The sequence below is a fragment of the Streptosporangium sp. G11 genome, from assembly GCF_051192615.1.
Taxonomy (GTDB): domain Bacteria; phylum Actinomycetota; class Actinomycetes; order Streptosporangiales; family Streptosporangiaceae; genus Streptosporangium.
This window is the reverse complement of record NZ_JBPJUQ010000003.1, coordinates 314,619-339,904: the sequence shown is the minus strand read 5'-3', so window position 1 is coordinate 339,904 and position 25,286 is coordinate 314,619. Positions and strand designations below refer to the sequence as shown.

General features: G+C 70.4%; 21 protein-coding genes. 7 read left to right on the top strand and 14 right to left on the bottom strand.

The window, feature by feature from the left end; translation table 11 throughout:
- Positions 1-100: 100 nt before the first annotated feature.
- Positions 101-967: an acyl-CoA thioesterase II gene (tesB, locus tag ACSDR0_RS05230; RefSeq protein WP_435287574.1), complete on the bottom strand. Its 867-nt coding sequence runs from the start codon at positions 965-967 to the stop codon at positions 101-103.
- Positions 964-3,045, bottom strand: a complete 2,082-nt coding sequence (locus ACSDR0_RS05225) for an ATP-dependent DNA helicase UvrD2 (protein ID WP_435287573.1) — start codon at positions 3,043-3,045, stop codon at positions 964-966. Before ACSDR0_RS05225 ends, tesB begins: the two co-directional genes overlap by 4 nt.
- A gap of 176 nt (positions 3,046-3,221) precedes the next feature.
- Here ACSDR0_RS05225 and ACSDR0_RS05220 point away from each other — a divergent pair, with 176 nt between their 5' ends.
- Together ACSDR0_RS05220 and ACSDR0_RS05215 are read left to right on the top strand one after the other, a co-directional pair.
- Entirely contained in the window at positions 3,222-4,448 is a 1,227-nt protein-coding gene (locus tag ACSDR0_RS05220; RefSeq protein WP_435287572.1) for an alpha/beta hydrolase fold domain-containing protein, read from the top strand.
- 58 nt (positions 4,449-4,506) lie between these two features.
- Positions 4,507-4,761: a glutaredoxin domain-containing protein gene (locus ACSDR0_RS05215; protein ID WP_435287571.1), complete on the top strand. Its 255-nt coding sequence runs from the start codon at positions 4,507-4,509 to the stop codon at positions 4,759-4,761.
- Between the two features lie 186 nt (positions 4,762-4,947).
- Here the strand turns inward: ACSDR0_RS05215 and nudC are convergent, their stop codons facing one another.
- From nudC to ACSDR0_RS05180, 7 genes are all read right to left on the bottom strand, one after another.
- The gene (gene nudC / locus ACSDR0_RS05210) at positions 4,948-5,925 is read right to left on the bottom strand and encodes an NAD(+) diphosphatase (RefSeq protein ID WP_435287570.1); all 978 of its coding nucleotides are present in this window, start codon (positions 5,923-5,925) and stop codon (positions 4,948-4,950) included.
- 299 nt (positions 5,926-6,224) lie between these two features.
- Complete coding sequence (locus ACSDR0_RS05205; RefSeq protein ID WP_435287569.1) at positions 6,225-6,839, bottom strand: class F sortase; 615 nt, start codon at positions 6,837-6,839, stop codon at positions 6,225-6,227.
- Positions 6,840-6,841: 2 nt separating this feature from the next.
- The gene (locus ACSDR0_RS05200; RefSeq protein ID WP_435287568.1) at positions 6,842-7,528 is read right to left on the bottom strand and encodes a hypothetical protein; all 687 of its coding nucleotides are present in this window, start codon (positions 7,526-7,528) and stop codon (positions 6,842-6,844) included.
- 96 nt (positions 7,529-7,624) lie between these two features.
- Positions 7,625-8,287, bottom strand: a complete 663-nt coding sequence (locus tag ACSDR0_RS05195) for a response regulator transcription factor (protein ID WP_435287567.1) — start codon at positions 8,285-8,287, stop codon at positions 7,625-7,627.
- Between the two features lie 85 nt (positions 8,288-8,372).
- Positions 8,373-9,734, bottom strand: coding sequence for an ATP-binding protein (locus tag ACSDR0_RS05190; RefSeq protein WP_435287566.1), 1,362 nt, complete (start codon positions 9,732-9,734; stop codon positions 8,373-8,375).
- A gap of 41 nt (positions 9,735-9,775) precedes the next feature.
- Positions 9,776-9,964, bottom strand: a complete 189-nt coding sequence (locus tag ACSDR0_RS05185) for a hypothetical protein (RefSeq protein WP_435287565.1) — start codon at positions 9,962-9,964, stop codon at positions 9,776-9,778.
- On the bottom strand, positions 9,948-10,334 hold the full coding sequence (locus ACSDR0_RS05180; protein ID WP_435287564.1) for a hypothetical protein: 387 nt from the start codon (positions 10,332-10,334) through the stop codon (positions 9,948-9,950). Before ACSDR0_RS05180 ends, ACSDR0_RS05185 begins: the two co-directional genes overlap by 17 nt.
- Positions 10,335-10,511: 177 nt before the next feature.
- Between ACSDR0_RS05180 and ACSDR0_RS05175 the strand changes: the two genes are divergently transcribed.
- From ACSDR0_RS05175 to ACSDR0_RS05165, 3 genes are read left to right on the top strand one after another with little or no spacing between them, the layout of a single operon-like run.
- Entirely contained in the window at positions 10,512-11,669 is a 1,158-nt protein-coding gene (locus ACSDR0_RS05175) for an ATP-grasp domain-containing protein (protein ID WP_435287563.1), read from the top strand.
- Entirely contained in the window at positions 11,666-13,471 is a 1,806-nt protein-coding gene (locus ACSDR0_RS05170) for an IucA/IucC family protein (RefSeq protein ID WP_435287562.1), read from the top strand. Before ACSDR0_RS05175 ends, ACSDR0_RS05170 begins: the two co-directional genes overlap by 4 nt.
- Positions 13,468-15,099 carry an IucA/IucC family protein gene (locus ACSDR0_RS05165; protein ID WP_435287561.1) on the top strand — a complete coding sequence of 544 codons (1,632 nt, stop codon included), beginning with the start codon at positions 13,468-13,470 and terminating at the stop codon, positions 15,097-15,099. The genes ACSDR0_RS05170 and ACSDR0_RS05165 overlap by 4 nt, the downstream gene beginning before the upstream one ends.
- A 247-nt stretch (positions 15,100-15,346) precedes the next feature.
- On the opposite strand, the gene ACSDR0_RS05160 is transcribed toward ACSDR0_RS05165, so the two are convergent.
- The gene (locus ACSDR0_RS05160; protein ID WP_435287560.1) at positions 15,347-18,568 is read right to left on the bottom strand and encodes a penicillin acylase family protein; all 3,222 of its coding nucleotides are present in this window, start codon (positions 18,566-18,568) and stop codon (positions 15,347-15,349) included.
- Positions 18,569-18,872: 304 nt separating this feature from the next.
- Here ACSDR0_RS05160 and ACSDR0_RS05155 point away from each other — a divergent pair, with 304 nt between their 5' ends.
- The gene (locus ACSDR0_RS05155) at positions 18,873-19,676 is read left to right on the top strand and encodes an SAM-dependent methyltransferase (protein WP_435287559.1); all 804 of its coding nucleotides are present in this window, start codon (positions 18,873-18,875) and stop codon (positions 19,674-19,676) included.
- Positions 19,677-19,828: 152 nt separating this feature from the next.
- Here the strand turns inward: ACSDR0_RS05155 and ACSDR0_RS05150 are convergent, their stop codons facing one another.
- From ACSDR0_RS05150 to ACSDR0_RS05135, 4 genes are all read right to left on the bottom strand, one after another.
- A complete protein-coding gene (locus tag ACSDR0_RS05150; protein WP_435287558.1) occupies positions 19,829-20,665 on the bottom strand; it encodes a carbohydrate ABC transporter permease in 837 nt (278 codons plus the stop codon).
- Positions 20,666-20,668: 3 nt separating this feature from the next.
- Positions 20,669-21,610: a carbohydrate ABC transporter permease gene (locus tag ACSDR0_RS05145; protein ID WP_435287557.1), complete on the bottom strand. Its 942-nt coding sequence runs from the start codon at positions 21,608-21,610 to the stop codon at positions 20,669-20,671.
- A complete protein-coding gene (locus ACSDR0_RS05140; protein WP_435287556.1) occupies positions 21,607-22,896 on the bottom strand; it encodes an ABC transporter substrate-binding protein in 1,290 nt (429 codons plus the stop codon). Before ACSDR0_RS05140 ends, ACSDR0_RS05145 begins: the two co-directional genes overlap by 4 nt.
- A 97-nt stretch (positions 22,897-22,993) precedes the next feature.
- Entirely contained in the window at positions 22,994-24,163 is a 1,170-nt protein-coding gene (locus ACSDR0_RS05135; protein ID WP_435287555.1) for a trans-sulfuration enzyme family protein, read from the bottom strand.
- A 62-nt stretch (positions 24,164-24,225) separates the two neighbouring features.
- On the opposite strand from ACSDR0_RS05135, the gene ACSDR0_RS05130 reads away from it, so the two are divergent.
- Positions 24,226-25,242 carry a LacI family DNA-binding transcriptional regulator gene (locus ACSDR0_RS05130; RefSeq protein WP_435287554.1) on the top strand — a complete coding sequence of 339 codons (1,017 nt, stop codon included), beginning with the start codon at positions 24,226-24,228 and terminating at the stop codon, positions 25,240-25,242.
- The last annotated feature ends 44 nt before the right edge of the window (positions 25,243-25,286 follow it).

The window sequence follows — 25,286 nt, the reverse complement described above, 5'->3', positions numbered from 1 at the left end:
ATTCGTGGATCGTCGGACAGTAGCGTCCGACTTGCTTGAGCATGACCCTAAACCCCGGCCCGGGGAGTGGGCAACATATTTTCTACCTGCGGCTTTGCGACTATCTCACGCGGATCATCGCCTCCTGCACTACCGACACGGCCAGTTCTCCGGACCGGGTGAACATCTCGCCCTTGGCGAGCCCTCGCGCCGCCCCCGACCACGGTGACTCCTGGGCGTAGAGCATCCACTCGTCCACGCGGAAAGGACGGTGGAACCACATCGCGTGGTCCAGCGACGCACCGGAGAGGTTGGACGCGCCCCACGCCAGGCCGTGGGTCAGCAGCACGGTGTCGACCAGGGTGAAATCGGAGGCGTAGGCGGCGAGCACCACGTGCAGCAGCGGGTCGTCAGGCAGTTCCGCGTCGTAGCGGAACCACACGTTGGTGTTTGAACCGCGAAGCTCCGGGTCACGGTAGGCCTCCCAGGTGAGGGGCGTCACATATCGGGCGTCCACCGGCCTCGGCCTCGACACCCACTCACGCAGCGGCGACTCCGCCCCCACCGCCTGGAGCAGCCGGTCCTGGAAGAGCGGCAGGCCCTCGGGATCGACCACCTGGGGCATCGTGGCCGCCTGGTGCTCGACACCGGTCTCCCTCACGTGGAAGGAGGCCGACATGGTGAAAATCGCCTTGCCGTGCTGGACGGCCACCACCCGCCGGGTGGTGAAGGACCGGCCGTCGCGGACCCGCTCGACGTTGTAGACGATCGGGATGGCCGGGTCTCCGGGACGGATGAAGTAGGCGTGCAGCGAGTGGACGTCGCGGTCGTCGGGCACCGTCCGTCCCGCGGCGACCAGGGCCTGGGCGGCTACCTGACCGCCGAAGACACGCTGGATGCGCTCCTCCGGGCTGCGCCCTCTGAAGATGTCGAGCTCGATCTGCTCCAGGTCGAGCAGGTCCAGGAGCTCCTTTAACGCCTCGTTCACGCGCCCTCCGTCCGGTTCGTAGCGATACGACACAGTTCGAGCACCGCCTCGCCATAACGATCCAGTTTGACGCGTCCGATTCCAGTGATCGCCAGCAGGTCCTGTTCCGAGAGCGGCGCCCGTTCGGCGATGGCCTGCAGGGTGACGTCGGTGAAGATCGCCCACTGCGGGATCTTCTCGTGCTTCGCCACCCCCGTACGCCAGGACTTGAGCGCTTCGAGCAGCGCCTCGTCGTAGTCGGCGGGGCAGCCGGCGCACCTGCCGAGCTTCTGTTCCACGGCGGCGGCCAGGATCTTTCCGCAGACCCGGCAGCTGATCGGCGCGGCGACCTGACGGCGATCGGCCGCCCCGGACGCCCCGGCCGGGGCGACGGTGCGGCTTTTCTGCGGGGCGCGGCCGGTGAGCCCGTCCAGGAAGCGGGAGGGTTTGCGGGAACGCCGCCCGCCGGGCGAGCGTGCCAGCGCCCACGACAGCCCCAGGTGGGCGCGGGCGCGGGTGACACCGACGTACAGGAGGCGGCGCTCCTCCTCGATCTGCTCGGGCGTCTCGGCGTAGATGATCGGCAGCATGCCCTCGGTGACGCCGACGAGGAAGACCGCGTCCCACTCCAGGCCCTTGGCCGCGTGCAGCGAGGCCAGGGTGACCCCCTCGACCGGCGGCGCGTGCTGCTCTCCGGCCCGGCGCTCCAGCTCGGCCACGAAGGCGGGCAGGTCGGCGCCCGTGGCGGCGAGGTCCTCGGCGAGGTCGGCCAGGGCCTTCAGCGACTCCCACTTCTCGCGGGCCTTGCCGCCGCCGGGGGCCTCGGGGGTGAGCCCGATGCCGGACAGGATGTGGTGCACGGTCGAGACGAGCGTGTCGCCGGGTTCGGCCGAGCGGGCGGCGCCGCGCAGCAGCACGACCGCCTGGCGGACCTCGGGACGTTCGAAGAAGCGGTCGGCGCCGCGCAGCACGTACGGCAGACCGGCCTTGGCGAAGGCCTGCTCGTACGCCTCGGACTGGGCGTTGACCCGGAACAGCACGGCGATCTCACGGGTCGGCACGCCGCCGCCGACGAGCTTCCTCACCGCCCTCGTCACGCCCTCGGCCTCGGCGGTCTCGTCGTCGTACTCGGCGAAGACCGGTTCGGGGCCGTCCGGACGCTGGGCGATCAGGGCGAGCTTGTGCGGGGTCCGCGCCCTGTCGAGCACCCGGTTGGCCAGGGAGACGACCTGGGGGGTGGAGCGATAGTCGCGGACCAGCTTGATCACGGTGGCGTTGGGGTGCTCGACCGAGAAGCCGGTCAGGTATCGGGGGGTGGCGCCGGTGAAGGAGTAGATCGTCTGGTTGGGGTCGCCGACCACGCACAGATCGTCGCGCCCGCCGAGCCAGGTGTCGAGCAGCAGTTTCTGCAGCGGGTTGACGTCCTGGTACTCGTCGACCACGAAGTAGCGGTACTGCTGGCGGATCTGGGAGGCCACCTCGCGGTGCTCGGTCATCACGGCCGCGGTGAGCTCCAGGATGGTCTCGAAGTCGACCAGGTGCCGGTCGCGGCGGAGGGTCTCGTAGGCCTCGTAGAGCCGGAAGACCTCCTCGGCGGGCACGGGCGAGGTGCGGCCCGCCTTCCTGGCGGCCTCCGCGTAGTCCTCGGGGGCGATCTGGGTGACCTTGGCCCATTCGATCTCGGAGGCGATGTCGCGCAGTTCGGAACGGTCCTGGTTCTTGCGCAGGGAGCGGCAGGCGTCGATCAGCAGCGGCAGCTTCGACTCGATCACCCTGGGCGGATCGCCGCCGATGACGCGCGGCCAGAAGTAGGTGAGCTGGCGCAGCGCGGCGGCGTGGAAGGTGCGCGCCTGCACGCCCGGCGTGCCGAGCTGCCGCAGCCGCTGTCTGAGCTCACCGGCCGCGCGTGTGGTGAACGTCACCGCCAGCACGCCCTGGGCGTCGACCACCCCGCTGCGGACCGCGTGCGCGATGCGGTGGGTGATGGCGCGGGTCTTGCCGGTCCCGGCTCCGGCGAGAACACAGACCGGTCCCCGGACGGCCTCGGCCACCTCACGCTGCTCGGGATCCAGTGCCGCCAGAACGTTGTCGGGCTCCACGGAGCCTCCTTACACGCAGTCGAACGGACCGGGCGGCAACATCCTCCCAGTCACTGGCCAAGCATCAGTCATTCTGGCAACATGCCGCCGTCAACCTATGTGGTTCGCCGAGATGCACAAAGCGGGCTTTTTACTCCACAATGGGGTCCGAACAATTCCGGGGAAGGAAGAGGCCCGTGCGAACTGGGGTAACCGTGGGTGCGCTCGCCCTGGCGGCGGCGATGATCGGTCCCGCGGTGGTGTACACGACCGCACACGCACACGCGACTTCGACTCCAGCCAAGCCTGGCGGCACGTCCGGTACGGCGAACGCCGACACCGGGAAAGCCTCCGGTACGGCGAGGGACGGCGCGGACAAGACGGACATCAGCACGTACGGCACGGCGAGGGCCAGCGTGGGGGTGGCCGATATCGGCACGGCCGGCGCGGGCACGAGCAAGTCCAGGACCGGTGCCAACACAACCGAGACCAGGACCGGTGCCGGCACGGCCGAAACCGGGAAGGCCGGTACGGGCAAGGCGGACACCGGGAAGACCTACGCCCGGAAGACCGGTGCGAGCGGGGACGGCGGGGGCAACCCGACGCCTCCTCCGACGGCCCAGCCCGACCCGCTGGCCCAGGGCACCGTCGTCAACACCGTCGCGTACGGCCCGTATGTCCGCCAGCGCATGGACGTCTGGTACCAGACCGACGAGGTGAAGCGGCCCGGCGTCTTCCTGATCCACGGCGGCTGGTGGTCGTCGGGCGACAAGAAGTACATGACCGAGATAAGCCGGAGTTACGCCGAGCAGGGTTACGTCGTCTTCAACATCAACTACCGCCTCTCCACCGACGCCTTCTGGCCGGCCCAGCGCACCGACACCCTCGACGCCATCGCCACCGCGCGGCGGCACGCGGCGCTGTGGTCCTTCGACCCGAACAACTACGTGATCGTCGGCTTCTCCGCCGGAGGCCACCTGGCCACCGCCGCGGGTACCTACAAGAACGGCCTGCCCGGCCTGCGCGGCGTGGTCGGCATCTCCCCGGTGATCTCCCCTCTCACGGCGTACACCGAGGGCACCGACACCTTCGACGTGGAGAAGCGCAAGCTGCGCGAGTCGGCCATCAGGCTCGCCGGGGGCTGTGAGCCCACCGGCAAGTGCGCCAGGGTCTGGGCGAGCATGGAGGTTCCGTGGCACGCGAGCCGCGGTGACGCGCCCGTGCTGGCCGTGCACTCGGAGGACGAGTTCGTGTCGGCGGAGCACAGCAAGCAGCTCAAGGAGCACCTGCGCCAGGTCGGCGTGCCGGTGACGATCCTGACCGAGCCCGGCATCGAGCACAGCGCGCCTCTTTACCGGCTGCCCGGCGTGGCGGAGCAGGTTCAGCAGTGGGTCGCGCAGAAGCTGCTCTCATCGGGAAGATGAACGGCCCTCGCTTTGTTGCCAATGGCGCCGGACATCACATGAGGGGATTTCTCACGACATGGCGCTGACTGTGTACACCACGAGCTGGTGCGGCCCCTGCAAGCGACTGAAGAGCCAGCTCAGCCGCGAGGGGATCTCCTACAACGAGATCGATATCGAGAGCAACCCGGACGCCGCCACGTTCGTCATGAGCGTCAACAACGGTAACCAGGTCGTACCGACCGTCGTGGTCGACTCCCCCTCGGGCCGGGTCGTCAGGACCAACCCCTCGGTGATCGAGGTCAAGCGCATCCTGGCGGGCGCGAGCGTGTAGTCGCCCCCGGCGGCGTCAGAGCCCCGGTTCCGCGATGAGAGGCGGGCGTCCCCGACGACCCGCGCGAGGCACCCGAGCCCCGGTTCCACGTCCACGGACACCGGGGCTCTCGCATGCCGGAACGGCCTCGGCCTCTCACCCCGGCGACCTGCCGGGGGCGAAGGAGGTCTCCGCCGGCGGGCGGGGTTACCAGTCGCCGGTCAGCGGTTCGCCGTACCAGGTCTCGATGAGCCTGCGGGCGATCGACACCTCGGGAGGCAGGCGCACCTCGCCGCTCTCCATCGCGGCCAGCAGCTCGGCACGGCTGAACCAGTGGGCCTCGGCGATCTCCTCGTGATCGAGGACGAACTCCGTCGACGTGGCCCGCGCGAAGAAGCCGAGCATCAGGCTGCGCGGGAACGGCCAGGGCTGGCTGCCCATGTAACGCGGCTCGGCGACGCTCACACCGACCTCCTCGGCCACCTCGCGCGCCACGGCGTGCTCCAGCGACTCGCCCGGCTCGACGAAACCGGCCAGCACCGACAACCGCCCCTCGGGCCACTGCGGCCCCCTGGCCAGCAGGCACCTGTCATCGTCGTCGTGGACCAACATGATCACCGCGGGGTCGACCCGGGGGAAGTGCTGGCTGCTGTCCTTGGGACAGACGCGCACGTGCCCGCCCGCGCGCACCTCGGTGGCGCTCCCGCACCGGGGGCAGAACTCGTGGGTGGAGTGCCAGGCGTCCAGGGCGACCGCGTACACCAGCAGCCCGGCGTCCAGATCCCCCAGCAGCGACCCCACCTGGCGGAGCCCCGCGGTGAGGGTCTGGCCCTCCTCCAGCTCCGAGGGGGCGAGCGGGGGGACGATCCGGTTGAGGGAGCCGGTGTGGATGCTGTCGGCCAGCGGCGCCGCCACTGCGAAGTAGGCGATGCCCTCGGCGTCGACGCCGAGCAGGTAGCGCTCTCCGTCGGGCGCGTCGGCCGTGGGCAGCAGGACCAACCTGGCCTCTCCGCCGCTGCGCCGGACCAGCGCCTGCCCGTCGTCGATGACCACGACCCTGGTCATGGTGTCCGCCCAGGCCCTTTCGAGCCACTCGGCGTCGCCGCGAAGCGCCGCCGACCGGTCGATGGCACTGCGCGCGAGCAGCAGCGGCCCCAACAGTCCTTCTTGTGCCGTGATCTCCACGCTGTTCCGCCTCCCCAAACGAGTGCACATACTATGCCGCCGGACGGAGCCCCTCTCCGCCCGCCTACGGGAGGGGGACCGCGAGTCCCGGCACATCACCGGCTTTTCCCTCCTCCCTCTCCCTTCTCCCCCTCGTCCGGTTCTTCCGGTCCCAGGCCCTCTTGGGTTCCACTCGGTCCTTCCTCGTTCTTACGGCATGGCCAGAAATACGAACAGAGGCCCGGTTACCAGGACTTCTCTCCCGGTAACCAGGCCTCTCGTCACGCGTCCCCCTCGCTGTGCCCTATGGCGCCGCGCCGTCAGCTCGCGAACACGATCACGTTGTCGCGGTAGCTGCGCCGCTTGCGGTCGAAGGTCCCGCCACAGGTGATGAGCCTCAGCTCGGCCCCCTTGGAGGAGCCGTACACCTGCCCGTCGGGGATCCGGCTCTTCGGGAAGCGCGCCAGGCGCCGGACGGTGAACGTCACCGTGCTTCCGTCGGCCCTGTCGACGTGGACGCGGTGTCCCGGGCGGAGTTTCCCGAGTTTGTGGAAGACGGCGGGCCCCGTCCTGGAGTCCACGTGCCCGGCGATGACCGCCGCACCGGCCTCGCCGGGCTCGGGACCGGCCTTGTTCCAGCCCACCCGGTCGAAACGAGCCGGAGCGACCAGCTTGTTCCTCGCGTCCAGCCTCAACGCGATCACCGTGGTGGAGACCCCGATCGCCGGGACGCGGAGCCGCACGGGGTTGGCGACCTCACCCCTGGCCGGAGGCCGTACGGCCTGGGCGGCCGTGGAAGCCGTGGAGGTTTCGGAAACCCCGGAGGTCGTGGAGGTCGAGGTGCTGTGCGCGGCGACCTCGGTGGAGCACGCGGTCATGGCCACGAGGGCGGAGAGAGTGGAGAGAGCGGCCACGAGGGCACCGGGGGTCCGCACGGTCAGCTCCCCGAGGTGAATCGGCGGCTGAACCAGAAGCCGCCACCGGCCAGCAGCCCGGCACCGGCCAGTCCCACCGGCACCCAGAGCGGCATGTCCTCCTTCTCAGCCGTCCCGCCGAACCCGGTCTCCACACCACCGGCCGGAGCGCGGTCGTCATCGTCGTCGTCATCACGGGACGCACCACCCTGACCGGTGTCCACACCCCCCGCGGGCGCCCGGTCATCGTCATCGTCGTCGTCATCGCGGGAGGTTCCCCCCTGACCGGCGTCCGTACCACCGGCCGGAACGCGGTCGTCGTCATCGTCGTCATCGCGGGACGCGCCACCCTGACCGGTGTCCACACCACCGGCCGGAGCGCGGTCGTCATCGTCGTCGTCATCGCGCGACGTACTGCCCTGGCCGGTTTCCACGCCGCCCCGGGGAAGGTCGTCGTCCCGGTCGTCGGCGGGTCCGGCTCGCCTGTCGTCCTTGTCGTCACGGTCATCACGGTCATCGCGGTCGTCATCACCGCCTCCGTCATCGTCGTCCTCATCGTCATCGTCATCGTCCGTGACGTTGACCACCGCCGTGGACGGAGCCGGGAGCACGGACGCCTGGGCCGCCGGGATGCCGGCGAGGACGCCGGTGGTCCCGAGTCCGAGGGTGATCGCGATGGCGAGCAGGGTCCGCCGTAGTACCAGGCTCATCTGGCCCTCCTGAAGGTCGTTCCGCACCTTCTGTGCGGATGACTCCAGATTTCCGGTGGCCGGTGGACCCACGATGAGCGCGGGATGAGAGGACTCTCACCCGACTCGCAGGCGGTAGCCGGAACCCCTGACGGTCTCGATCCGCTGGTTTCCCAGCTTGCGGCGCAGGTAGCGGACGTAGACGTCCACCACGTTCGAACCGGGGTCGAAGTCGAACCCCCACACGTGGCTGAGCAGCTGCTGGCGGGTGAGAACCTGGTCGGGGTGGCGGCAGAAGATCTCCGCGAGGGCGAACTCCCTGGTGGACAGGTCGACGGAGCGCCCGCCCACGTGAGCCCGCCGGGTCCGCAGGTCCAGGGCGAGGTCGCCGACGCGCAGGACGGTCGTCTCGGGGACACGTTCCGGGCGCAGGCGGAGCCGTACCCTGGCCAGCAGTTCCTCGAAGGAGAAGGGCTTGGCGAGGTAGTCGTCGGCGCCGCCCTCAAGACCCGCGACGGTGTCGGCGACGCTGTCGCGGGCGGTGAGGATGATCACGGGAATGGTCGTCATCTCCTGCCGGAGCCGCCGCAGGACCGTGAAACCGTCGCTCAGCGGAAGCCCGATGTCCAGGATCATCAGGTCGAAGCGACCGGCACGGGCATACTCGTACGCCGCGACCCCGTCCGCGACGACGGTGGTCGTGAACCCGTTGCCTCGCAGGCCCTTCTCCAGGAAGGACGCGATCCGGCCCTCGTCCTCGGCTATCAGGATGCGGTTCATCCTCGGCTCCTCCCTCGGGGACTGTCACGGTCGTGCCTTCCATGCCGGGCGGGCGCGGAAGGAAGGCTCTTGCCGTACGGGGACATCAGGTCTCGTACGGGGACGTCGGGGGGATCTCCTCGTACGGGAAGGAGATCAGGAAGAGCGCCCCGCCCCCGTCCGCCGCGCGGACCCGCGCGGTGCCCCGGTGTGCCTCGGCGATGGAGCGGACGATGGCGAGGCCGAGTCCCGCGCCGTCGTGCGACCCGGTGCGGTTCGCGCCCCGGACGAACCTGTCGAAGATTCGTTCGCGGTCCTGTTCCGGCACGCCGGGACCGGTGTCGCGCACCCACAGCTCCACCCGGTCTCCCCGTACGGCGGAGCCGACCGCGATCAGGTCGCCGGGGACGGTGTGCCGGACGGCGTTGGCCACGAGCTGCATCAGCGCCTGGGTGAGGCGCTGCCTGTCGGCCGTGACCTGTTCCTCGGCCACCTCGTCCACCCGCCAGCGGCGCTCTCCCAGGGCACGGGCCTTGGTCACGACCTCGACGGTGAGGTCGGCGAGCTCGACCTCACCGGGGGTGACGAAGCCCGGCTGCTCCGACCTGGCGAGTACGAGCAGGTCGTCGACGATCCGGTTCATCCGCCCCAGCTCGTCGGTGACCAGGGCCAGGGTCGCGGCCCGGTCTTCCGGGTCGTCGCCCATGAGTTCGAGGTGGCCGCGGACGACCGTGATCGGGGTGCGCAGCTCGTGCCCGGCGTCGTCGAGGAAGTCGCGCTGCACGGCGAAGGCGCGTTCCAGCCGGTCGAGCATGTGGTTGAAGGTCGCGGCCAGCGCGGAGACGTCGTCGTCGCCGTGGACGGTGAGGCGCCGGCTGAGGTCGCCGGAACCGCCGATCCGCTCCGCGGTCTGGCGGACCAGCCGCACGGGGGCGAGGACCCTTCCCGCGACGAACCACCCGGCGGCCCCGGCCAGGACCAGCGCCGCCAGCGCGGTGAGGCCCAGCACGCGCACCACCTCGACGACCTCGCGGCGTTCGAGGTCGTAGAAGACGATGGCCACGAAGGCGCCCTCGACCTCGCCGTCGGCGACCACGGGCATGACCGCCCAGCGGACCTCCCCGGCCGCGCTGGTGGGCCAGTCACCTCCCTCGGGCTCGGTCGCGGCGGCCAGCCGCGCCACCAGCGCCCGGTCGGTGTCCAGCACGGCCGGGGGCTCGGCGTACGTACGCCATCGGACCTTCCCGTCCACGATCACGAAGAAGGTCTCGTGGCGGTCGGGCGCGTTGACCGCCAGGTACTCCTTCAGCAGCGCCTCCGGGGAGGCGTCCGCGCTCTTCGCGTACCTGCGGAGCTTCTCCATCTCGTTGGCCAGCTCGGCGCTCACCCGGTCGTCGAGCGTGGCCAGCAGGATCGTCCAGGTGGCGAAGACCGAGACGCTGAGGGCGAGGCCGACGACCACGATCATCCAGCCCACGATGCGGGCTCGGGCGCTTACCGCTCGGGCACTCACCGGCCGGCCGTCGCCTCGGTCGTCTCGGCCGCCTCGGTCACCTTGGTCGTCTCGGTCACCTTGGCCGCCTCGGCCGCTTTGGTCGCTTTGGTCGCCGCCGCCGTCATCCCGGTCACCGCCATCATCTCGGTCGCCATGTTCTCGGCCACCGCCCCGGTCACCGTCACCTCAGTCGTCGCCGTCATCGCCGCCGCCGTCGTCATCGTCGTCGTCCCCGCCCCGCGGTGGCGGCGGGGGCTTCACGGGCTCCGCCCGCTCCCTGCCGGTCACGCGGGACGCCCCGGGCTCGCCGGATGTCACGGAACCCGTGGACGGCCGATCGTCCCGCGTCCCGGGATCGTCCGGTGCCGTGGGGTCCGCGGAGGGGCCCGGCTCCGCGGCGCCCGGTGAGGCGCCACGCGTCTCGGTGGTCTCGTTCGCGCGGTTCCGGTCGACCACGACGGCGTCCCCGAGGTCGCCCGGGTTGTGTGGGACCAGGACCCTGACCGCGACCATCGCGACCGCGGTGACGAGTATCCCGACCACTATGGAGACGGTTGACGTCCTACGGCTCATGGCCTCCACGCTAGGCGCCGTCATGGGAGATCAGGCTGGCACGGAGATGAGAAGACTCTCATCATCGGACGACACGGACATGTACTGTCAATAGGCCGATCGCCTCCGCGTGATGATCGGCCTCAGGCTAGGATCACCGAGTTAGGTTAGCCTTGCCTGATATCGGGGGTCCCTGCATTGCGGCTGTACCTCACCGCGCTGAAACCGACCGACTCGGTCACCGACGGCTTCCTCCCGGCGGCACGCGCGCTCGGCTGCGAGGTCACGATTCTCACCGACCGTCCCGAGCGGTACCGCGACTCCGGGGTGGAGGTGCTCGGCTGCGACGTGCGCGACGCGCGGGCGGTGATCGACACCGTCGCGCACCACCGCGTCCCGGACGCGATCTTCTCGAACTCCGACCACATCCAGGCGGAGACCGCGCTCGCCGCCGCGTACTTCGGCCTCCCGGGCAAGGACTGGCGGGCCTGTGTCGACACCAAGAACAAGGCGCTCACCCGGCGGCGGCTGGCCGCCGCCGGAGTCGAGACCGTCCGTTCCACGCGGCTGGCACCGGCCGACCCACCGCCCGCGGACATGCCGTTCCCCGCGGTCGTGAAACCGCGCGAGGGCGTGGCCAGCGAAGACGTCGTGCTGGTCCACGACGCGGGCGAGCTCGTAACGGCCGTCGCGGCCATCCGGGACAGGCGGCCGGGAGAGGCCCTGGTCGTGGAGGAGTATCTCGACGGGCCTCTGCACACGATGGAGACGCTCGGTGACGGTGAACGGGTCAGGGTGCTCGGCGGTTTCCGCACCACCCTCGGGCCGCTGCCGCACTTCGTGGAGGAACGGCTCGACTGGGAGCCGCCGCCGGGCCGCGAGCACGTGCTGCGGGCGCTGGAGGCGCTGCGGGTGGGGTTCGGTGCCTGCCACACCGAGTACGTGATGACCCCGGCCGGGCCGCGGATCGTCGAGGTCAACTACCGGGTGATCGGTGACCACTGCGACTTCCTGCTGGCCAGCATGCTGGACGCGCCCCTGTTCGAGCTCGTTCTCAGGGTGCATCTCGGGGCGGAATCGAAACTCCCCGGCCGGGCCGAGGGGCACGCGACCGCGCTGAGCCTGGTCGCCGACCGTCCGGGGACGGTGGTGAAGGCTCCCGGCACGGTCGTTCCCGCGCCCGGCGATCCGGTCCGGATCTGGCATCGGCCGCTGCTCGCCGTGGGCGACCGAATCGACCTGAGCAACACCAACCGCGACTACATGGGCATCGTCCGCGCGATCGGGCCCGACCGGGCACGGGTGGACGCGGCCGTCGCGGCCTTCACCGCGGAGAATCCGTGGGTGATCGCATGAGCCGGGAACCCCGCGAACGCGTGAGGCCGGGATCGGCGGGCGAGCGCGCGGGCCGGGGACCGGCGACCGATCGCGTGACCGGCAAAGGCCCCGTGGGCGGGCGGGAACGATACCTCGCCACCCGGGTGCTGAACGCGCTCCTGCGCGAGGACTACGGCGGCCTGGCCGGGCGGGTGACCCGCAGCAAGGACGGCGTCGCGCTGGTCCTGCCGGGCGGCAGGCGGGTGCGGCTGGCCCCCGGCTCGCTGTTCCAGGACTTCGTGGCGGCCCCGGAGGAGGCGCTCAGGCTGGAAGAGGTCCTGCGCGCCCTGCGGGAGATCTCCACCCCCGCCGACGCCGCCGGGGTCGAGTCGTTCGTCACGGAGTGCCGCGAGGCGCTGCGCGCCCTCGACCTTCACGACGTCCACCGCGAGGAGGTGCTCGCCAGGCTGAACGCGACCGTCGCCGCCTCGCGCCCCGGACTCACGCGCACGACGGGAAACGACACCGGCCGCGCGACCGGGAACGGGGCCGCGCGTGCGGCGGGCGGTGAGGGTGCGACGGGCAGCGGGGGCGGGCGTGGTGACATGTGGTACGAGACGCTGGCCGCGTTCGTCGACCACCCCGTCTACCCGACGGCCCGGTGCCGGATCGGCCTGTCCGACGAGGATCTGACCGCGTACGCTCCGGAGTTCGCGCCCGCCTTCGAGCTGCGATGGGCCGCGGTGCCGCGGGAGCGGCTCATCGGGGCGGAGATGCCGGAGGCGCCCGGATTCGCCGCCGTCGGCCTGGCCGGGGAGCTCGCGGAGACCCACGTGCTGTTCCCCGTACACCCCCTGACGGTCCCCGCGGTCGAGGAGATCCCGTGGGCGATCGTGGCCCCGTCGGCGTACCTGGAGGTCAGGCCCACGCTGTCGATGCGCACGGTCGAGATCGCCCCGGGCACGCACCTGAAGCTGCCGCTGACCACCAGCACCCTCGGGTTGCGCAACCGGAGGTCGCTCAAACCGGACACGCTGGCCGACGGGGCGCGGGCCGAGCTGCTCCTGCGGGCCATGCCCGACCCGGAGGTGCTTCTGGCCGACGAGCAGACGTACGGGCACGCCGGGCACGAATACCTGGGCTGGCTCCTGCGCCGTCACCCCGCGGGGGAGATCGTCCCGGTCGCCGCGCTGACGGCGCCGCTGCCCGGGGGCGGGCTGGTCGTGGAGGAGCTCGCCGGGCGGTGGTCCGGCGGGGACGTCGCCGGGCTGCTCGGCCGGTACCTGCGGGTGCTGTTCCGCTTCCACGTGCGGCTCTTCGTCAGATACGGCACGGCGCTGGAGGCCCACCAGCAGAACCTCTCGCTGGTGTTCGACGCCGGCGCCACGGGCGAGGGGGTCGTACGGCTGCTCGTCAAGGACAACGACGGCCTGCTGACCTCGCCCGACAGGCTGAGGAACGCCGGGCTCGCGGTGCCGGACCTCACCGACGCGCGGATGTTCACCGACGACCCGCACGCGCTCGCCGACGTGTTCGTGACCATCACCCTGCACCTGGCCGCCGCCGCCGTGGCGTTCGGCGCGCTGCCGCCGCCGAGGGCCTTCGAGCTGGTCCGCGACACGCTCACCGAAGCGCTCGACGAGTACGGGGAGGACCCGATGGCCCGGCTGCTGCGGGCCAGGACCCTCGACGCCGCCCGGCTCGTCGGCAAGTCGATGATCACCGCGGGAACCCTGGTGGACAAGGCGCGCACCGGTGCGCGGGATGTGAACAAGTTCTACGGCACGAGCGGGCCGAACTATCTCCGCCAGCCTCCCCAGATCACGCAAAGGACGACATGACCAGCCTCGCCCTCGACTCCCCCGCCGCCGTCGCCGAGGAGGCCTCACTGTCGGCGCTGCTGCGCTGCTGCGTGCGCGAGATCTCGGGACCTCGGGGACAGGTCCGCCACGAGGATCCGTACGTGCTGCTGCGCGTCGCGGGCACCCTCCTGCGGGTCCGTGCGCACGGCGGGATCGCGCTGCGCTTCGAGGGGCGGCCCGAGTGGCTGGAGAACGACTCCTGGCAGCCGCTCTCGGCGGACCTGCTCGTCCGGCTGGTGGAGACCGAGCTCGGCGCGGACAACGACGAGTTCGCCGCCCAGGTGACCGCGAGCAGGGACGTCATGGCGGCGCTGATCGCGGCCAGGCAGGAGGTGCCGCCGCCCGCCGACCCGTGGCTGGCCTCGGAGCAGGCGCTGGTCTTCGGGCACCCGTTCCATCCCAGCCCGAAGGCGCGCGGCGGCGAGGGCTGGCTGCGCTACGCGCCCGAGGCGCACGCGAGCTTCCCGCTGCGGCTGCTCGGGGTCAGGGACGACGTGCTGGCCGAGGCGGGCGACACCGGCTCGCTCGACGAGCTCGGCCAGGCGCCGCCCGGTTACTCGCTGCTGCCCGCGCACCCGTGGCAGCTGGAGCTGCTCGCGGCGGACCTGGCCGCGCCGCTGGCCGACGGCCGCCTGATCGACCTGGGCGACAGCGCCCGGATGGCGATTCCCACGTCGTCGGTCCGCACGGTCTACGAGCCGCTGGTCGACCGGTGCCTGAAGTTCAGCCTGGACGTGCGGATCACCAACTGCCTGCGGAAGAACTCCTGGTACGAGCTGGCGGGCGCGGTCGAGCTGAGCCGTCGTCTCGAACCGGTGTTCCTCGACCTGGAGGCCGCCTTCCCGGGCACCCGCTGGCTGCCCGAGCCGGGCTACCGCTCCGCCGAGCTCGGCACCCGGCTGCTGGAGGGGCTCGGCGTGATCGTCCGGGTGAGCCCGTGGTCGGTCTGCAGGCCGGGGGTGACCCCCCTGCTGAGCGGCGCGCTGGCCGCCGGGCGGCAGGTGCCCCGCGCGGCGCCGGATGACGTACCGGACATGGCCGATCCGGTACCGGGCGGCGCGCCGGCCGTGGGCGGCCGGCCGGTGGCCGATCCGGTGCGCTGGTGGCGGGCGTACGTGGAGCGCGTGGCGCCGCCGGTGCTCGACGCCTACGTCAACCACGGCGTGGTGCTGGAACCCCACCTGCAGAACGTCCTGGTCGGCGTGGACGCGGAGGGGATGCCCGTGGAGGCCGTCTTCCGCGACATGGAGGGCACGAAGCTCGTCGCCGGGCGGCACGACCTGTCCGGGCTGCCCGGCCGGGTCGCCGAGGCGCTCACCTACGACGCGGCCTCCGGCTGGAACCGGGTGGTCTACTGCCTGATGGTCAACCACCTCGCCGAGATCGCCGCCTCCCTCGCGGGGACCGGGTCCACGCGGGAGCTGTGGGCGGTGGCCGGGGAGGTCCTGACGGAGTACGCGGCGTCACGCGGGTGGCCCCGGCCGCTGTCGGATCTGCTGTCGGGGGCGCCGCTGCCGGCCAAGGCCAACCTGTCGGTCCGGTGGGCGCGCTCGGCGGACCGCTCCGCGGGGTACGTGACGGTCGCCAACCCGCTGGCCATGGCGTGAGAGGCGGGCGCCTTCCCGTGCGCGGGGCCCGGCTTCCGGCTTGACGCTGTTCGGGCCTGACGCTGTTCGGGCCTGACGCTGTTCGGGCCTGACGCTGTTCGGAGCCGGCGGCGTTCGGGCCTGACGGTGTTCGGGCTCAACGACGTTCCGGCCCGGCGGCGTTCGGAGCCGACGGCGTTCCGGCTCGATGGCGGGAGACGGCGGTGATGGTCACCGCCGTCCCCCACCCTCTACGTCAGGGTGTTCGTCACCGGGGATAGACCTCCAGCTCGTAGAGGGAGTAGCCGTGGGACGTCCCTCGCGTGACTCCCTGCATGCGGACGTAACGGGCACTGGTCGGGCTGAACCTCACGTTGTCCACACCTCCGTTTCCGGTGGTGGTGGAGTGGACGGTGGTCCAGGTGGAGCCGTCGGTCGAGGTCTGGATCGAGTACGCGGCCCCGTAGGCCGCCTCCCAGCGCAGCAGGGCCCTGGCCACGGTCGTGGGCGCCCCGAGGTCGACCTGGAGATACTGGTTGTCGCTGGACGAGCTCGACCATCGGGTGGTCGGGTCGCCGTCGACGGCCCTGCTCGCCGGGTAGAAGAGCTGGGTGCTCGACGCCCTGGCGGTCTTCCCAATGGCCAGGTTGGCGATCGCGTCACCCCGGCGGGCGGGGAACGACACGACCTGCTGGTAGGTGGGCCGGTTCTGCCAGGAGATCAGCGAGTGCGTGATCCCGCCGAGCGGCGACTGCTCGACCGCGTCGGAGCACCACTGGTCGCCCGCCGAGCACACGTCGTCCGCCGGGTAGGTCGTGGCCGCGGGCTCGGCGAGCGCCGCCGCCAGGCTTTCCAGCAGGACGGTACGGCAGCCCGCCACCGTGCCGTTTCCGCAGTATTTGGCGGGCAGCGGCCCGGAGACCGGGTCGCCGAGCACGCTCCTGACGTCCTTGCTCACGTAGCCCCACCAGCCGTACTGGAACGCCGACCCCTTGTGCGCCTGGGCCTCGTTCGCGGAGGTGGGCAGGGTGGACAGGTCGCCCTGCTGGTGGCCGGAGGGTGACTCGTTGATCTGGATGGCGTTGACCACCGACTGGTAGAGGCCGTCACCCAGCCCCGGCTTGAACTGCGCGCGGACGAGCTTGGGCCACCACGCGTCGAACGCGCGGATCGCCTCGGCGTGGGCGTATGCCTTGCTGCCCGGCGAGGTCTCCAGCCTCCTGGATCCCGCCGACGTCCAGGCCGACAGCTTGGAGACCGCGGAGGCGAGGGCCGGGTCGGTCACGGCGGCACTGTTGATCACCCGGAGCAGGTCCGGCAGGACCTTCTTGCCGCGCAGGTCGGTCACGGCGGCATCGGCCACGATCTTCGTGGTGCCCGCCCGGTCGAGCTTGCCGCCTCCCGACAGGGCCGCCTTGATCGGGGCGTCCAGCAGGTCGGCCCGGTGAACCGGCCCGAAGCTGAAGTTGCCGTCCGCGGCGCCGTAGTCCTTGGCCTGCTTGTTGTTCCAGCTGACGAAGTAGTCCTGGTTGACCGCCTGCGGGTGGGTGGCCGGAGCCGTGTAGGTCGCGGTGTTGGCGACCGGGTCGAAGCCCGCCCACTCGTGGGCCGCGTCGGCCGTCATCGGCAGGTTCGGGTCGGACACCGCGGACCTGACCGGGGTGTTGCCCGACATGAAGTACGCCGAGTCCCTGGAGTTGACGTAGAACCAGTTGAACGCGAAGCCGATGGTCGAGGCCGAGTTCGTGAACGCGGCCGGGTCACCCATCGTCGCCGGGTCGTTGAACATCTGGAAGCCGATCGCCGAGTCGACCTCGTGGTGGTACGTCGACCGCAGCGTGGTGAAGGCGGTGGGCTGCCCGCCGACGGTGCCGCGCCAGCTCACCAGCCCGTACTTCGTGCGCTGGATGACGAGGTCGTACGAGCCGACGGCGGTGGAGTCGGCGACGGTGGGCTTCCACCTGTTGGTCTTCCTCAGCGTCTCCATCTCCGTGCAGACGCCCCGGTAGAGGTAGTGGTTGGACGCGGTGGTGGCCGCGCCGCCGCCGGGCTCGCAGAGCTGGAGGGCGTACGTGTCGGTGATGTCCTGGCCGCTGGAGGTCGCGCTCCAGGCGTAGTCGGTGCCCCGGCCGAGCAGCACGTAGAGGTTGAGTCCGGCGAAGGCGGCGCCGCGCGCCCGGACGCCGGGTCCGGAGAGCTCCTGCAGCATGAGCAGCTGGGGGGCGAAGTAGCCCGTCTGCGGACCGAACACCGCGACCGGGTTCCCGGTCGCCGACTTGGCCGCCGACACCACCACTGCGTTGGACATGCCGGGCTTGGAGTTGTCGACGAGCAGCCCGTCGAGCACGCCCCTCTCCGCCGAGGCCGAGGCGGCGGAGCCGCTCTCGTTCGCGGTGATGTCCACGGGCGCCGTCGACGGGTCGGGGAGGACGACCCCGGTGGCTCCGGCGGGCGCGTTGCCGAACGGGAAGCTCTGGCCGTTGTGCAGGGTGAGCGTCGTCTCCGGGTCGTTCTGCGCCCGGAACGCCGACCAGACCTGGTCACCGACCGCCGTGCCGTACTTGGCGCGGGACGCGACCCGCACGAGCGCGGACTGCATCTCCGCCCCGCCGCCGCCGCCGAACAGGCCGCCGATCACACCGGAGATCGCGACCAGGTCGGTCATGGTGAAGTCCACCGGCCCGCCCGCGTTGGTGATCGCGTCGAGGTGCCCGGTCAGGACGTACTCGCCGGGGCAGTTGCGGTCCGCCATGCAGCGGTCGATGTAGGCGTTGACACCGGCGATGTAGTTCTGCACGTCGGTGTAGAGCTGCGCGCCCCGGGGGCCGGAGTCCCTGACCCTGGCGATCTGCGCCTGGAGGTCCGCCTCGGTGTAGGGGGAGTTGCGCCACGCGCTCTGCTCCAGCGCCCGGTTGCCCGGCGCGCCACCGGCGAACGGCGTCAGCTCGCCGCGGCCCACGTGCCGCATCAGGTCCATCACCCACAGGCGGTCCTGCGCGCCCGCGTACCCGGCGCCGAACATCGTGCCCTCGCGGGTCGTCCCGGTGATGTGCGGGACACCGGTCGCCCTGTCGCGGACGATCGTCACGTCCGGCCGCGGACTCGTGGTGCTCTCCACCTGTCCCGCGGGGACGCCGAACGAGGCGTCGTTGAAGAAGTCGGCGATCTGGTCGTTGGTCAGGCCGGTGTAGCCGGACAGGAGGTTCGCGTACCTGCCGAGCTGGTCGTCGCTGTGCTTCGGCTTGGTCCCCAGGGTCTGGTGGGCGAGGATCCCGGCCAGGGTCGCGTTGCCGTTCTGCCCCGGAGGCAGGATGTCCGCGCACTCGCCGAGGCAGTAGTCGTCGGGAGGAAGGACGGCCGCGGCCGTGGTTTCGGCTGTGGTTTCGGCCTTGGACGCGGCGGCGGATGCGGGCACGACGGGGGATGCCAGCGCTATGACCAGCAACAACCCGGAGGCCGCCATGGTCATTCGCCGGAGGCGTGCATGCATAGGAGGGTCCCCTAAACATGAGGCATACTCGGATGTTGAGAGGAACATACGTTCCGGCCAACACCGAATCAATGGCGGCTGTGATAATCGCCCGTACCGGTTGTGACTCGCTGCCAGAAGGGCCGGTCGACCCTTTGAAGTCCGCCGTGGGTTCCTGCGATCATCGGCGGAGCGAGGGGTGGCGAGTTCGAACCTCCTGGCCAGATGACGGTCAGACAGGCACCAACCGCCTGTTCTCGCTGCCAAAACGTGAAAAACTCTCTAAGATCAACCCCAGACAAATGCTGGAGAGTCTGGAGAAACCGTGGATGATCAGGCTTCGCCGGCCGGGGTCGACCCAAGCGTGCCCAACGTCGCCCGGATGTACGACTACTACCTGGACGGCAAGGACAACTTCGCCGCCGACCGGGCCGCGGCCGAGCAGATCCTGAAGCTCTTTCCCGACACCCGCGACTCCGCGAAGGAGAACCGGGCGTTCCTCTCACGCGCCGTACGTCATGTCGTCGAGTCGGGCGTCCGGCAGATCGTGGACCTGGGCTCCGGGCTGCCCACGCGGGGCAACACGCACGAGATCGCGCACTCGGTCGCGCCCGACACCCGCGTGGTCTACGTGGACTACGACGCCGTCGTGTGCGCGCACAGCCGGGCGCTCCTGGGCAACGGTGACAATGTCACCGTCGTGCAGGCCGACGTGCGGGCCCCGGAGAAGCTGCTGACCGAGCTGCGCGAACACGTCGACTTCGACCAGCCCGTGGCGTTCCTGCTGCTCGCCATCCTGCACTTCGTCCCGGACGAGAACCCCGACGGCGCGGGCGCCTACCAGATCATCGAGCGGCTGCGCGAGGCGAGCGCGCCGGGCAGCCACCTCGTTCTCAGCCACGCGATCGACGCCCGCCCCGACAGCACGCCGGAGGCGCTGGAGATCTACAAGCGGGCCACCGAGTCGCTGAGCCTGCGCACGCACGCAGAGATCGCCCGCTTCTTCGACGGCTACGAGCTGGCCGAGCCCGGCCTGGTGTTCCCCCAGGACTGGCGCCCCGCCGACCTGCCCCTGTTCGGCCGGCGGAACGCCCCGATCGGCTACGTCGGAGTGGGCCGTAAGCCCTGACGGTCACACCCTCCCGGCACGCGTGACGTGCCGGGCGAGCGGAGCCTCCGGGCTCCGTACGGCCGTCTCCAACCCGGTCGGCACCGAGATGAACGGCGGGATCGGCGAGGCTCCCGGGCTTCGCCGTTTCCAACCTCGGGAGCGCCGCGGTGTCAGCCCTTGACCGCGCCCGAGGTGAGACCCTCCACGATGTAGCGGCGCGCGAAGGAGAACAGCACGAGCGTCGGGATGACCGAGACCACCGTCGCGGCCGCCATCGGGCCCCAGTCGATGTCGTACTGCGTGATGAACGAGTTCATCGCGACCGGGATGGTCTTGGTCTCCTCACTGTCGATGAAGGCGATCGCCAGGAAGAGCTCGTTCCAGCACTGTACGAAGCCGAAGATGAAGGTGGCGGCGATCCCGGGCAGCATGACGGGCACGACCACCCGCACCATCGCCGTCAGCCGCGAGCAGCCGTCGACCATGGCCGCCTCCTCTAGCGCGGCGGGGACGCGTTCGTAGAAGCCGCGCATGATGATCGTCGAGAACGGGACGAGCATCGCGACGTAGACGAGCATCAGCCCGCTCAGCCGGTTGAGCAGGTCGAGCCCGGACATCATCAGGTACAGCGGGCCCAGCGCGATGAACAGCGGGATCATCTGGGTGACCAGGTAGGCGAGCATGAGCGCCCCGCGCCCCGGGAAGTGGAAGCGTGCCAGCACGTAGCCGCCCAGCACACCGGTCGCGGTGACCACCGCCGCCGAGACCAGCGAGACGATCAGGCTGTTGACGAGATACGTCCCGAACGAGGCGAAGGAGAAGAGCTCGCGGTAGTGGTCGAGCGTGGCGCTGCCGGGGAGATAGCGCAGCGGCACCGCGAAGATCTCCGAGGTGGGCTTCAGCGAGGTGATCAGGATCCAGTAGAGCGGGAAGACGGTGATCAGCAGCCAGACGCCGAGGACCACGGCCTTGGCGATCCGGGCGGGCAGGGGAACCGGGTGGTTCACGGGTCAGTCCCTCGCCTTCTCGAATCGGGTGGCGTTGAGATAGAAGATGCTGAACGAGAGCAGGAGCCCGAGGACGAAGATGCCCACCGCGCCGGCCTTGCCGTAGTCGCCGTTCTGTACCTGCTCGATGAGGTAGGTCGTGGCGATGTGCGTGCTCCCCGCGGGGCCGCCGCCGGTCATCGAGTAGATGAGGTCGGGGAAGTTGAGGATCCAGATGATCCGCAGCAGGACGATGAGCACCAGCGTGGTCCGGATGGACGGCAGCGTCACGTGGCGGAACTGCCGGAAGCGGGAGGCGCCGTCGACGTCCGCCGCCTCGTACAGCTCGCGGGGCACCGACTGGAGCGCCGCGATGATCATGATGGCGAAGAACGTCACGCCGTACCAGACGTTGGCGATGATGATCGAGGCCATCGCCCAGCCGGGTGAGGAGAGGAAGGGGATCGGCTCGTCGGCCAGGCCGGTTTTGATCAGCAGGTCGTTGACGACGCCGAACTCGCCGTTGAACATCCAGCGCCACAGCAGGCCGATGAGGAAACCCGACATGGCCCAGGGGAAGAAGACCCACGCCTGGTAGAGCCCGCGCCCCCGGAAGTGTTTGCGCAGCAGCAGGGCGAGGCCGAACCCGAGCACGAGCTGGAACACCAGGGACACGGCCACCCAGACCCCGGTGTTGGTCAGCGCGGTCCAGAACTGCTCGTCGCCGAGGACGGCCCGGAAGTTCTCCAGCCCGACGAACGGCGTGGCGGTCAGGTCGAACAGGTTGTAGCGCTGGAACGCGAGCACGCCGCCCCGGATCATGGGGTAGTACGTGAACACCGCGACGAACACGACTCCGGGCAGCAGGCAGAGCGCGATGAAGCGGGCCCGCCTGGCGTCGAAGACGGGCCGGGCCGCGTGGCCGGTGACCCGGCCACGCGAACCGGTCTTCCCGACCACCGTCACGAGGTCTTCTTCTTCGCCTGATCCGTCCAGAACGCGTCCCAGGCGCCCAGGACGTCCGCGGCCGTCTTGCCGCCGGTCAGCAGGGACTGGATGTCCTTGTCCGCGGCCTGCTGCCACTCGCTCCAGCCCGGGTAGTCGACCGGCCGGATCGTGATCACCTGCTTCTCGTCCTGCTGGGCGTCCAGGTACGCCTTCCAGGCCCCCTGGGAGAACTCGGGGTCCTGCTCGGCGGCCTTGGCGATCGGGATGAGCGAGTTGCCCTTGGCGAACTTCATGCTCTGCGCGTCCTCACCGAGGAACTGGACGAGCTTGGTCGCCTCGTTCTTGTACGTGCTGAAGGACGTCACGCCCCAGCCCGCGTACCCGACGGGCTGCAGCGCGTACCCGCCCGGTCCCTTCGGGATCGGGGCGGCGCTCCACCCGTCCTTGGGGACGCCGCTCTCCTGGAGCGTCTTGATCACTTCGGGGTCCTGGATGAGCATGCCGGTGACGCCGGAGGTGAAGCCCTGCACCATCTCCGGGAAGCTCCACGAGACCGAGTCGGCGGGGGACGCCTCCTTGAACAGCCGGACGAACAGGTCGATGGCCTGCGCGGCCTCCGGCGTGGACCAGATCGTCTTGCCGTCCTTCAGGAAGAACGACTTCTCCGGGTTCACCTTGTCGCCGTTGAAGGCGCTGACGATCAGGACGGCGTAGTCGAAGCCGCCCTTGCCGCCGCGGAAGGAGTATCCGTAGCGGCGCTTGCCCTTGTCGGTGAGCCGCTTGGCGGTGTCGTGCAGCTCCTGCCAGGTGGTGGGCGGCTGCGCGACGCCGGCCTCGCGCAGCCAGTCCGACCGGTAGAAGAGCACCTTCTCGTAGAAGCCGTAGGGGATGAGATACGGCTTGCCGCCCACCTCGACGGCCTTCTTCTGGGCGAGCTCGGTCAGGTCGCCCCAGCCGGGCCAGCTCCGCACCGGGAGCTCGGCCAGCCAGCCGTTGTTGGAGAACGACTTGGCGGTGTGGTCGCGGACCTCCAGGACGTCCACTCCCTTTTTGGTCTGCAGCACCTGGGTGATCTTCTGGTCGGCGCTCTCCAGGGGCGGTGAGATCAGCTCGACCCTGACCCCCGGGTTCTGCCGCTCGAAGTCGGCGAGCAGCCCCCTGAGGAGCTTGGTGCGTTCCGGGCTGGTCAGGCTCTCGATCATTCGCAGCCTGACTGTGCCCGCGGGGTCGTCGGCACCGCAGGCGGCCAGCGTCATGGTCAGCACGCCGACCATCAGGGCGGCGAACCTGTGGGGTGTTCTCATGGTCTCCCCAAGGGGTTGGCTCAACGGAGGGCAGTGCCTTTGACAGCGCTGTCACAACTCTGGATGACGGGGATGCTACGGAGCCGTCAGTGGTCCGTCAAGACTTCTCCAGGGCGTTCGCGAGATCGGCGATCAGCGTGGCGGCGTCCTCCAGGCCCACCGAGAGACGGACCAGTCCCACCGGGATCTCCATGGTCGCGCGCACGGAGTCCAGCGTGGTGAGCGCCGGCGCGTTGACCAGGCTCTCGTAACCACCCCACGACACCCCGACGCGGAAGTGCCGCAGCGCGTCCACGAACCGGCCCACCTCGGCGACGTCCTCGGTGTCCAGCTCGACGCTGAAGACGCTGGAGAAGCCCGTCATCTGGGTGCTCGCGAGCTCGTGCCCCGGGTGACCCGGCAGGCCGGGATGGTTGACCGCCCGGACCGCCGGATGCTTGACCAGGAACTCCGCCACCCGCAGCCCGCGTTCCTGGTGTGCCGCCATGCGGATCGGCAGGGTGCGCAGCCCCTTGATCGCCTTGCTGGCCTCGTGGGCCGACAGCGCGGCGCCGTACAGCTGGTACTCGGTCAGCGCCAGCGGCCTGACCAGGCTCGCGGGGCCCGCCACGACGCCGCCGACGAGGTCGCTGTGGCCGCCGATGTACTTGGACAGCGAGTGCACGACCAGGTCGACGCCCATCGTCAGGGGCTTCTGGAAGATCGGCGTCGCCCAGGTGTTGTCCATCACGGTGGTCAGGCCCCGATCGCACGCCCACCCGGCGAAGGCGCGGATGTCGATGACCCCGTAACGCATGTACGAGGGCGACTCCAGGTAGAGCACCCGGCTGTTCGGCTTGACAACGCTGTCAATGGCGTCAGGATTATCGGTGTGCACAGTCGTATGCGACACCCCGAACTTCTCCAGATAGCGGAGAAACTGGGTGGTCGGCCCGTAGACCGCTCCGAGCACGATCACGTGGTCGCCCGCGGAGACCAGCGAGGAGATCGTCGCGGCGATGGCGCCCATGCCGGAGCCGAAACACTTGGCCCGCTCCGCTCGTTCGAGCGCGGCGAGTTTGCGCTGGAGCAGGTCCACCGTGGGGTTGGTGCCCCGCGAGTAGACGTAGTTCTCGTCCTCGGCCGCCAGGCCCTCCGACAGCGCCCGCGCCGTGGGGAAGGTGAACAGGGAGCTCTCGAAGACCGGCGGGTTGACCGCCCCCAGCATCCAGGGCTCGTCCTCGCCGTACCGGCTGCAGATCCAGTTGTCGTCGATGTGTTCGTACATGACTGCGCAAGGTACAACATGTTTCGGAAAATCAGCTTGACCAGTCCGGGAAAAGGGTGGGGATGAGTCCTCGCAGGACCACGATGGCCGACGTCGCGCGCCACGCGGGGGTCAGCCTCAAGACGGTCTCCCGGGTGGTGAACCAGGAGCCCCACGTAAGGCAGGACGTGGTGCGACGCGTCCAGGACGCGATCACGACGCTCGGATTCCGGCGTAACGAGGCCGCCAGCCGGCTGGCCAGGGGCGGCTCGGTCCTCACCCTGGGCCTGGTGATCGAGAACATCTCCAACGAGTTCTACTCGCGGCTCGCCAAGGCCGTGGAATCGGCCGCCTCGGCGCACTCGGCCCTGGTGATGTTCGGGAGCTACGAGGAGCGGGCCGACCGCGAGGTCATGATCGTCGAGACGATGTACGGGCGGGGCGTGGACGCCATGGTCATCGTCCCGACCGCCGGTGACCACACCTGGCTGGCGGAGTACGTCGCGAGCGGGCTCACCGCGGTCTTCGTCGACCGCGTGCCCGAGGGGATGCCGGAGGTGGACGCCGTGCTCCTCGACGCCGGCTCGGGCGGCCGGATCGCCACCGAGCACCTGCTCGCGTACGGCCACCGGCGGATCGCCCTGGTCTCGGACAACGACCCGTTGAGCTCGGTGCACGCCCGTGCCGAGGGGCACCGCGCGGCGCTGCGCGCGGCCGGGGTCGCCGTGGACCCGACGCTGTGCGTGATTGGCGTGTTCGAACCCTGGCGGGTCGAGCAGGAGGTGCGGCGGCTGCTCGCGCTGCCCGATCCGCCGACCGCGTTCTTCGCGACCAACAACCGCGCCGCGATCGGCCTCGTCCAGGCCCTGCGCGACCATCCGGGTCCTCGCCCGGCCTTCGTCGGCTTCGACGACTTCGAGATGGCGGGGGTCTTCAACCCGGGGATCACCGTGGTCCGCTACGACGTCGGCCGCCTCGGCGGCGCGGCGGTGGAGCTCCTGCTCTCCCGGATGCGGGATCCCGCGCGCCCGAGGCAGCACGTGACCGTGCCGGTCGAGCTCGTCGCCCGCGGTTCGGGAGAGTTGCCGCCGCCGAGGTGATGCTCTCGGGCGCGGGCTGCGACCGCGCGACGTCTTCGTTCCGG

Bases quoted from the DNA above. Each gene is read 5' to 3' on its own strand.
- ACSDR0_RS05185 (WP_435287565.1), bottom strand. From the start codon at position 9,964: ATGACGGCGACGACTGAGGTGACGGTGACCGGGGCGGTGGCCGAGAAC.
- ACSDR0_RS05165 (WP_435287561.1), top strand. From the start codon at position 13,468: ATGACCAGCCTCGCCCTCGACTCCCCCGCCGCCGTCGCCGAGGAGGCC.
- ACSDR0_RS05190 (WP_435287566.1), bottom strand. From the start codon at position 9,734: ATGATCGTGGTCGTCGGCCTCGCCCTCAGCGTCTCGGTCTTCGCCACC.
- ACSDR0_RS05130 (WP_435287554.1), top strand. From the start codon at position 24,226: ATGAGTCCTCGCAGGACCACGATGGCCGACGTCGCGCGCCACGCGGGG.
- ACSDR0_RS05180 (WP_435287564.1), bottom strand. From the start codon at position 10,334: ATGAGCCGTAGGACGTCAACCGTCTCCATAGTGGTCGGGATACTCGTC.
- ACSDR0_RS05215 (WP_435287571.1), top strand. From the start codon at position 4,507: ATGGCGCTGACTGTGTACACCACGAGCTGGTGCGGCCCCTGCAAGCGA.
- ACSDR0_RS05195 (WP_435287567.1), bottom strand. From the start codon at position 8,287: ATGAACCGCATCCTGATAGCCGAGGACGAGGGCCGGATCGCGTCCTTC.
- ACSDR0_RS05170 (WP_435287562.1), top strand. From the start codon at position 11,666: ATGAGCCGGGAACCCCGCGAACGCGTGAGGCCGGGATCGGCGGGCGAG.
- ACSDR0_RS05135 (WP_435287555.1), bottom strand. From the start codon at position 24,163: ATGTACGAACACATCGACGACAACTGGATCTGCAGCCGGTACGGCGAG.
- ACSDR0_RS05200 (WP_435287568.1), bottom strand. From the start codon at position 7,528: ATGAGCCTGGTACTACGGCGGACCCTGCTCGCCATCGCGATCACCCTC.
- ACSDR0_RS05140 (WP_435287556.1), bottom strand. From the start codon at position 22,896: ATGAGAACACCCCACAGGTTCGCCGCCCTGATGGTCGGCGTGCTGACC.
- ACSDR0_RS05160 (WP_435287560.1), bottom strand. From the start codon at position 18,568: ATGCATGCACGCCTCCGGCGAATGACCATGGCGGCCTCCGGGTTGTTG.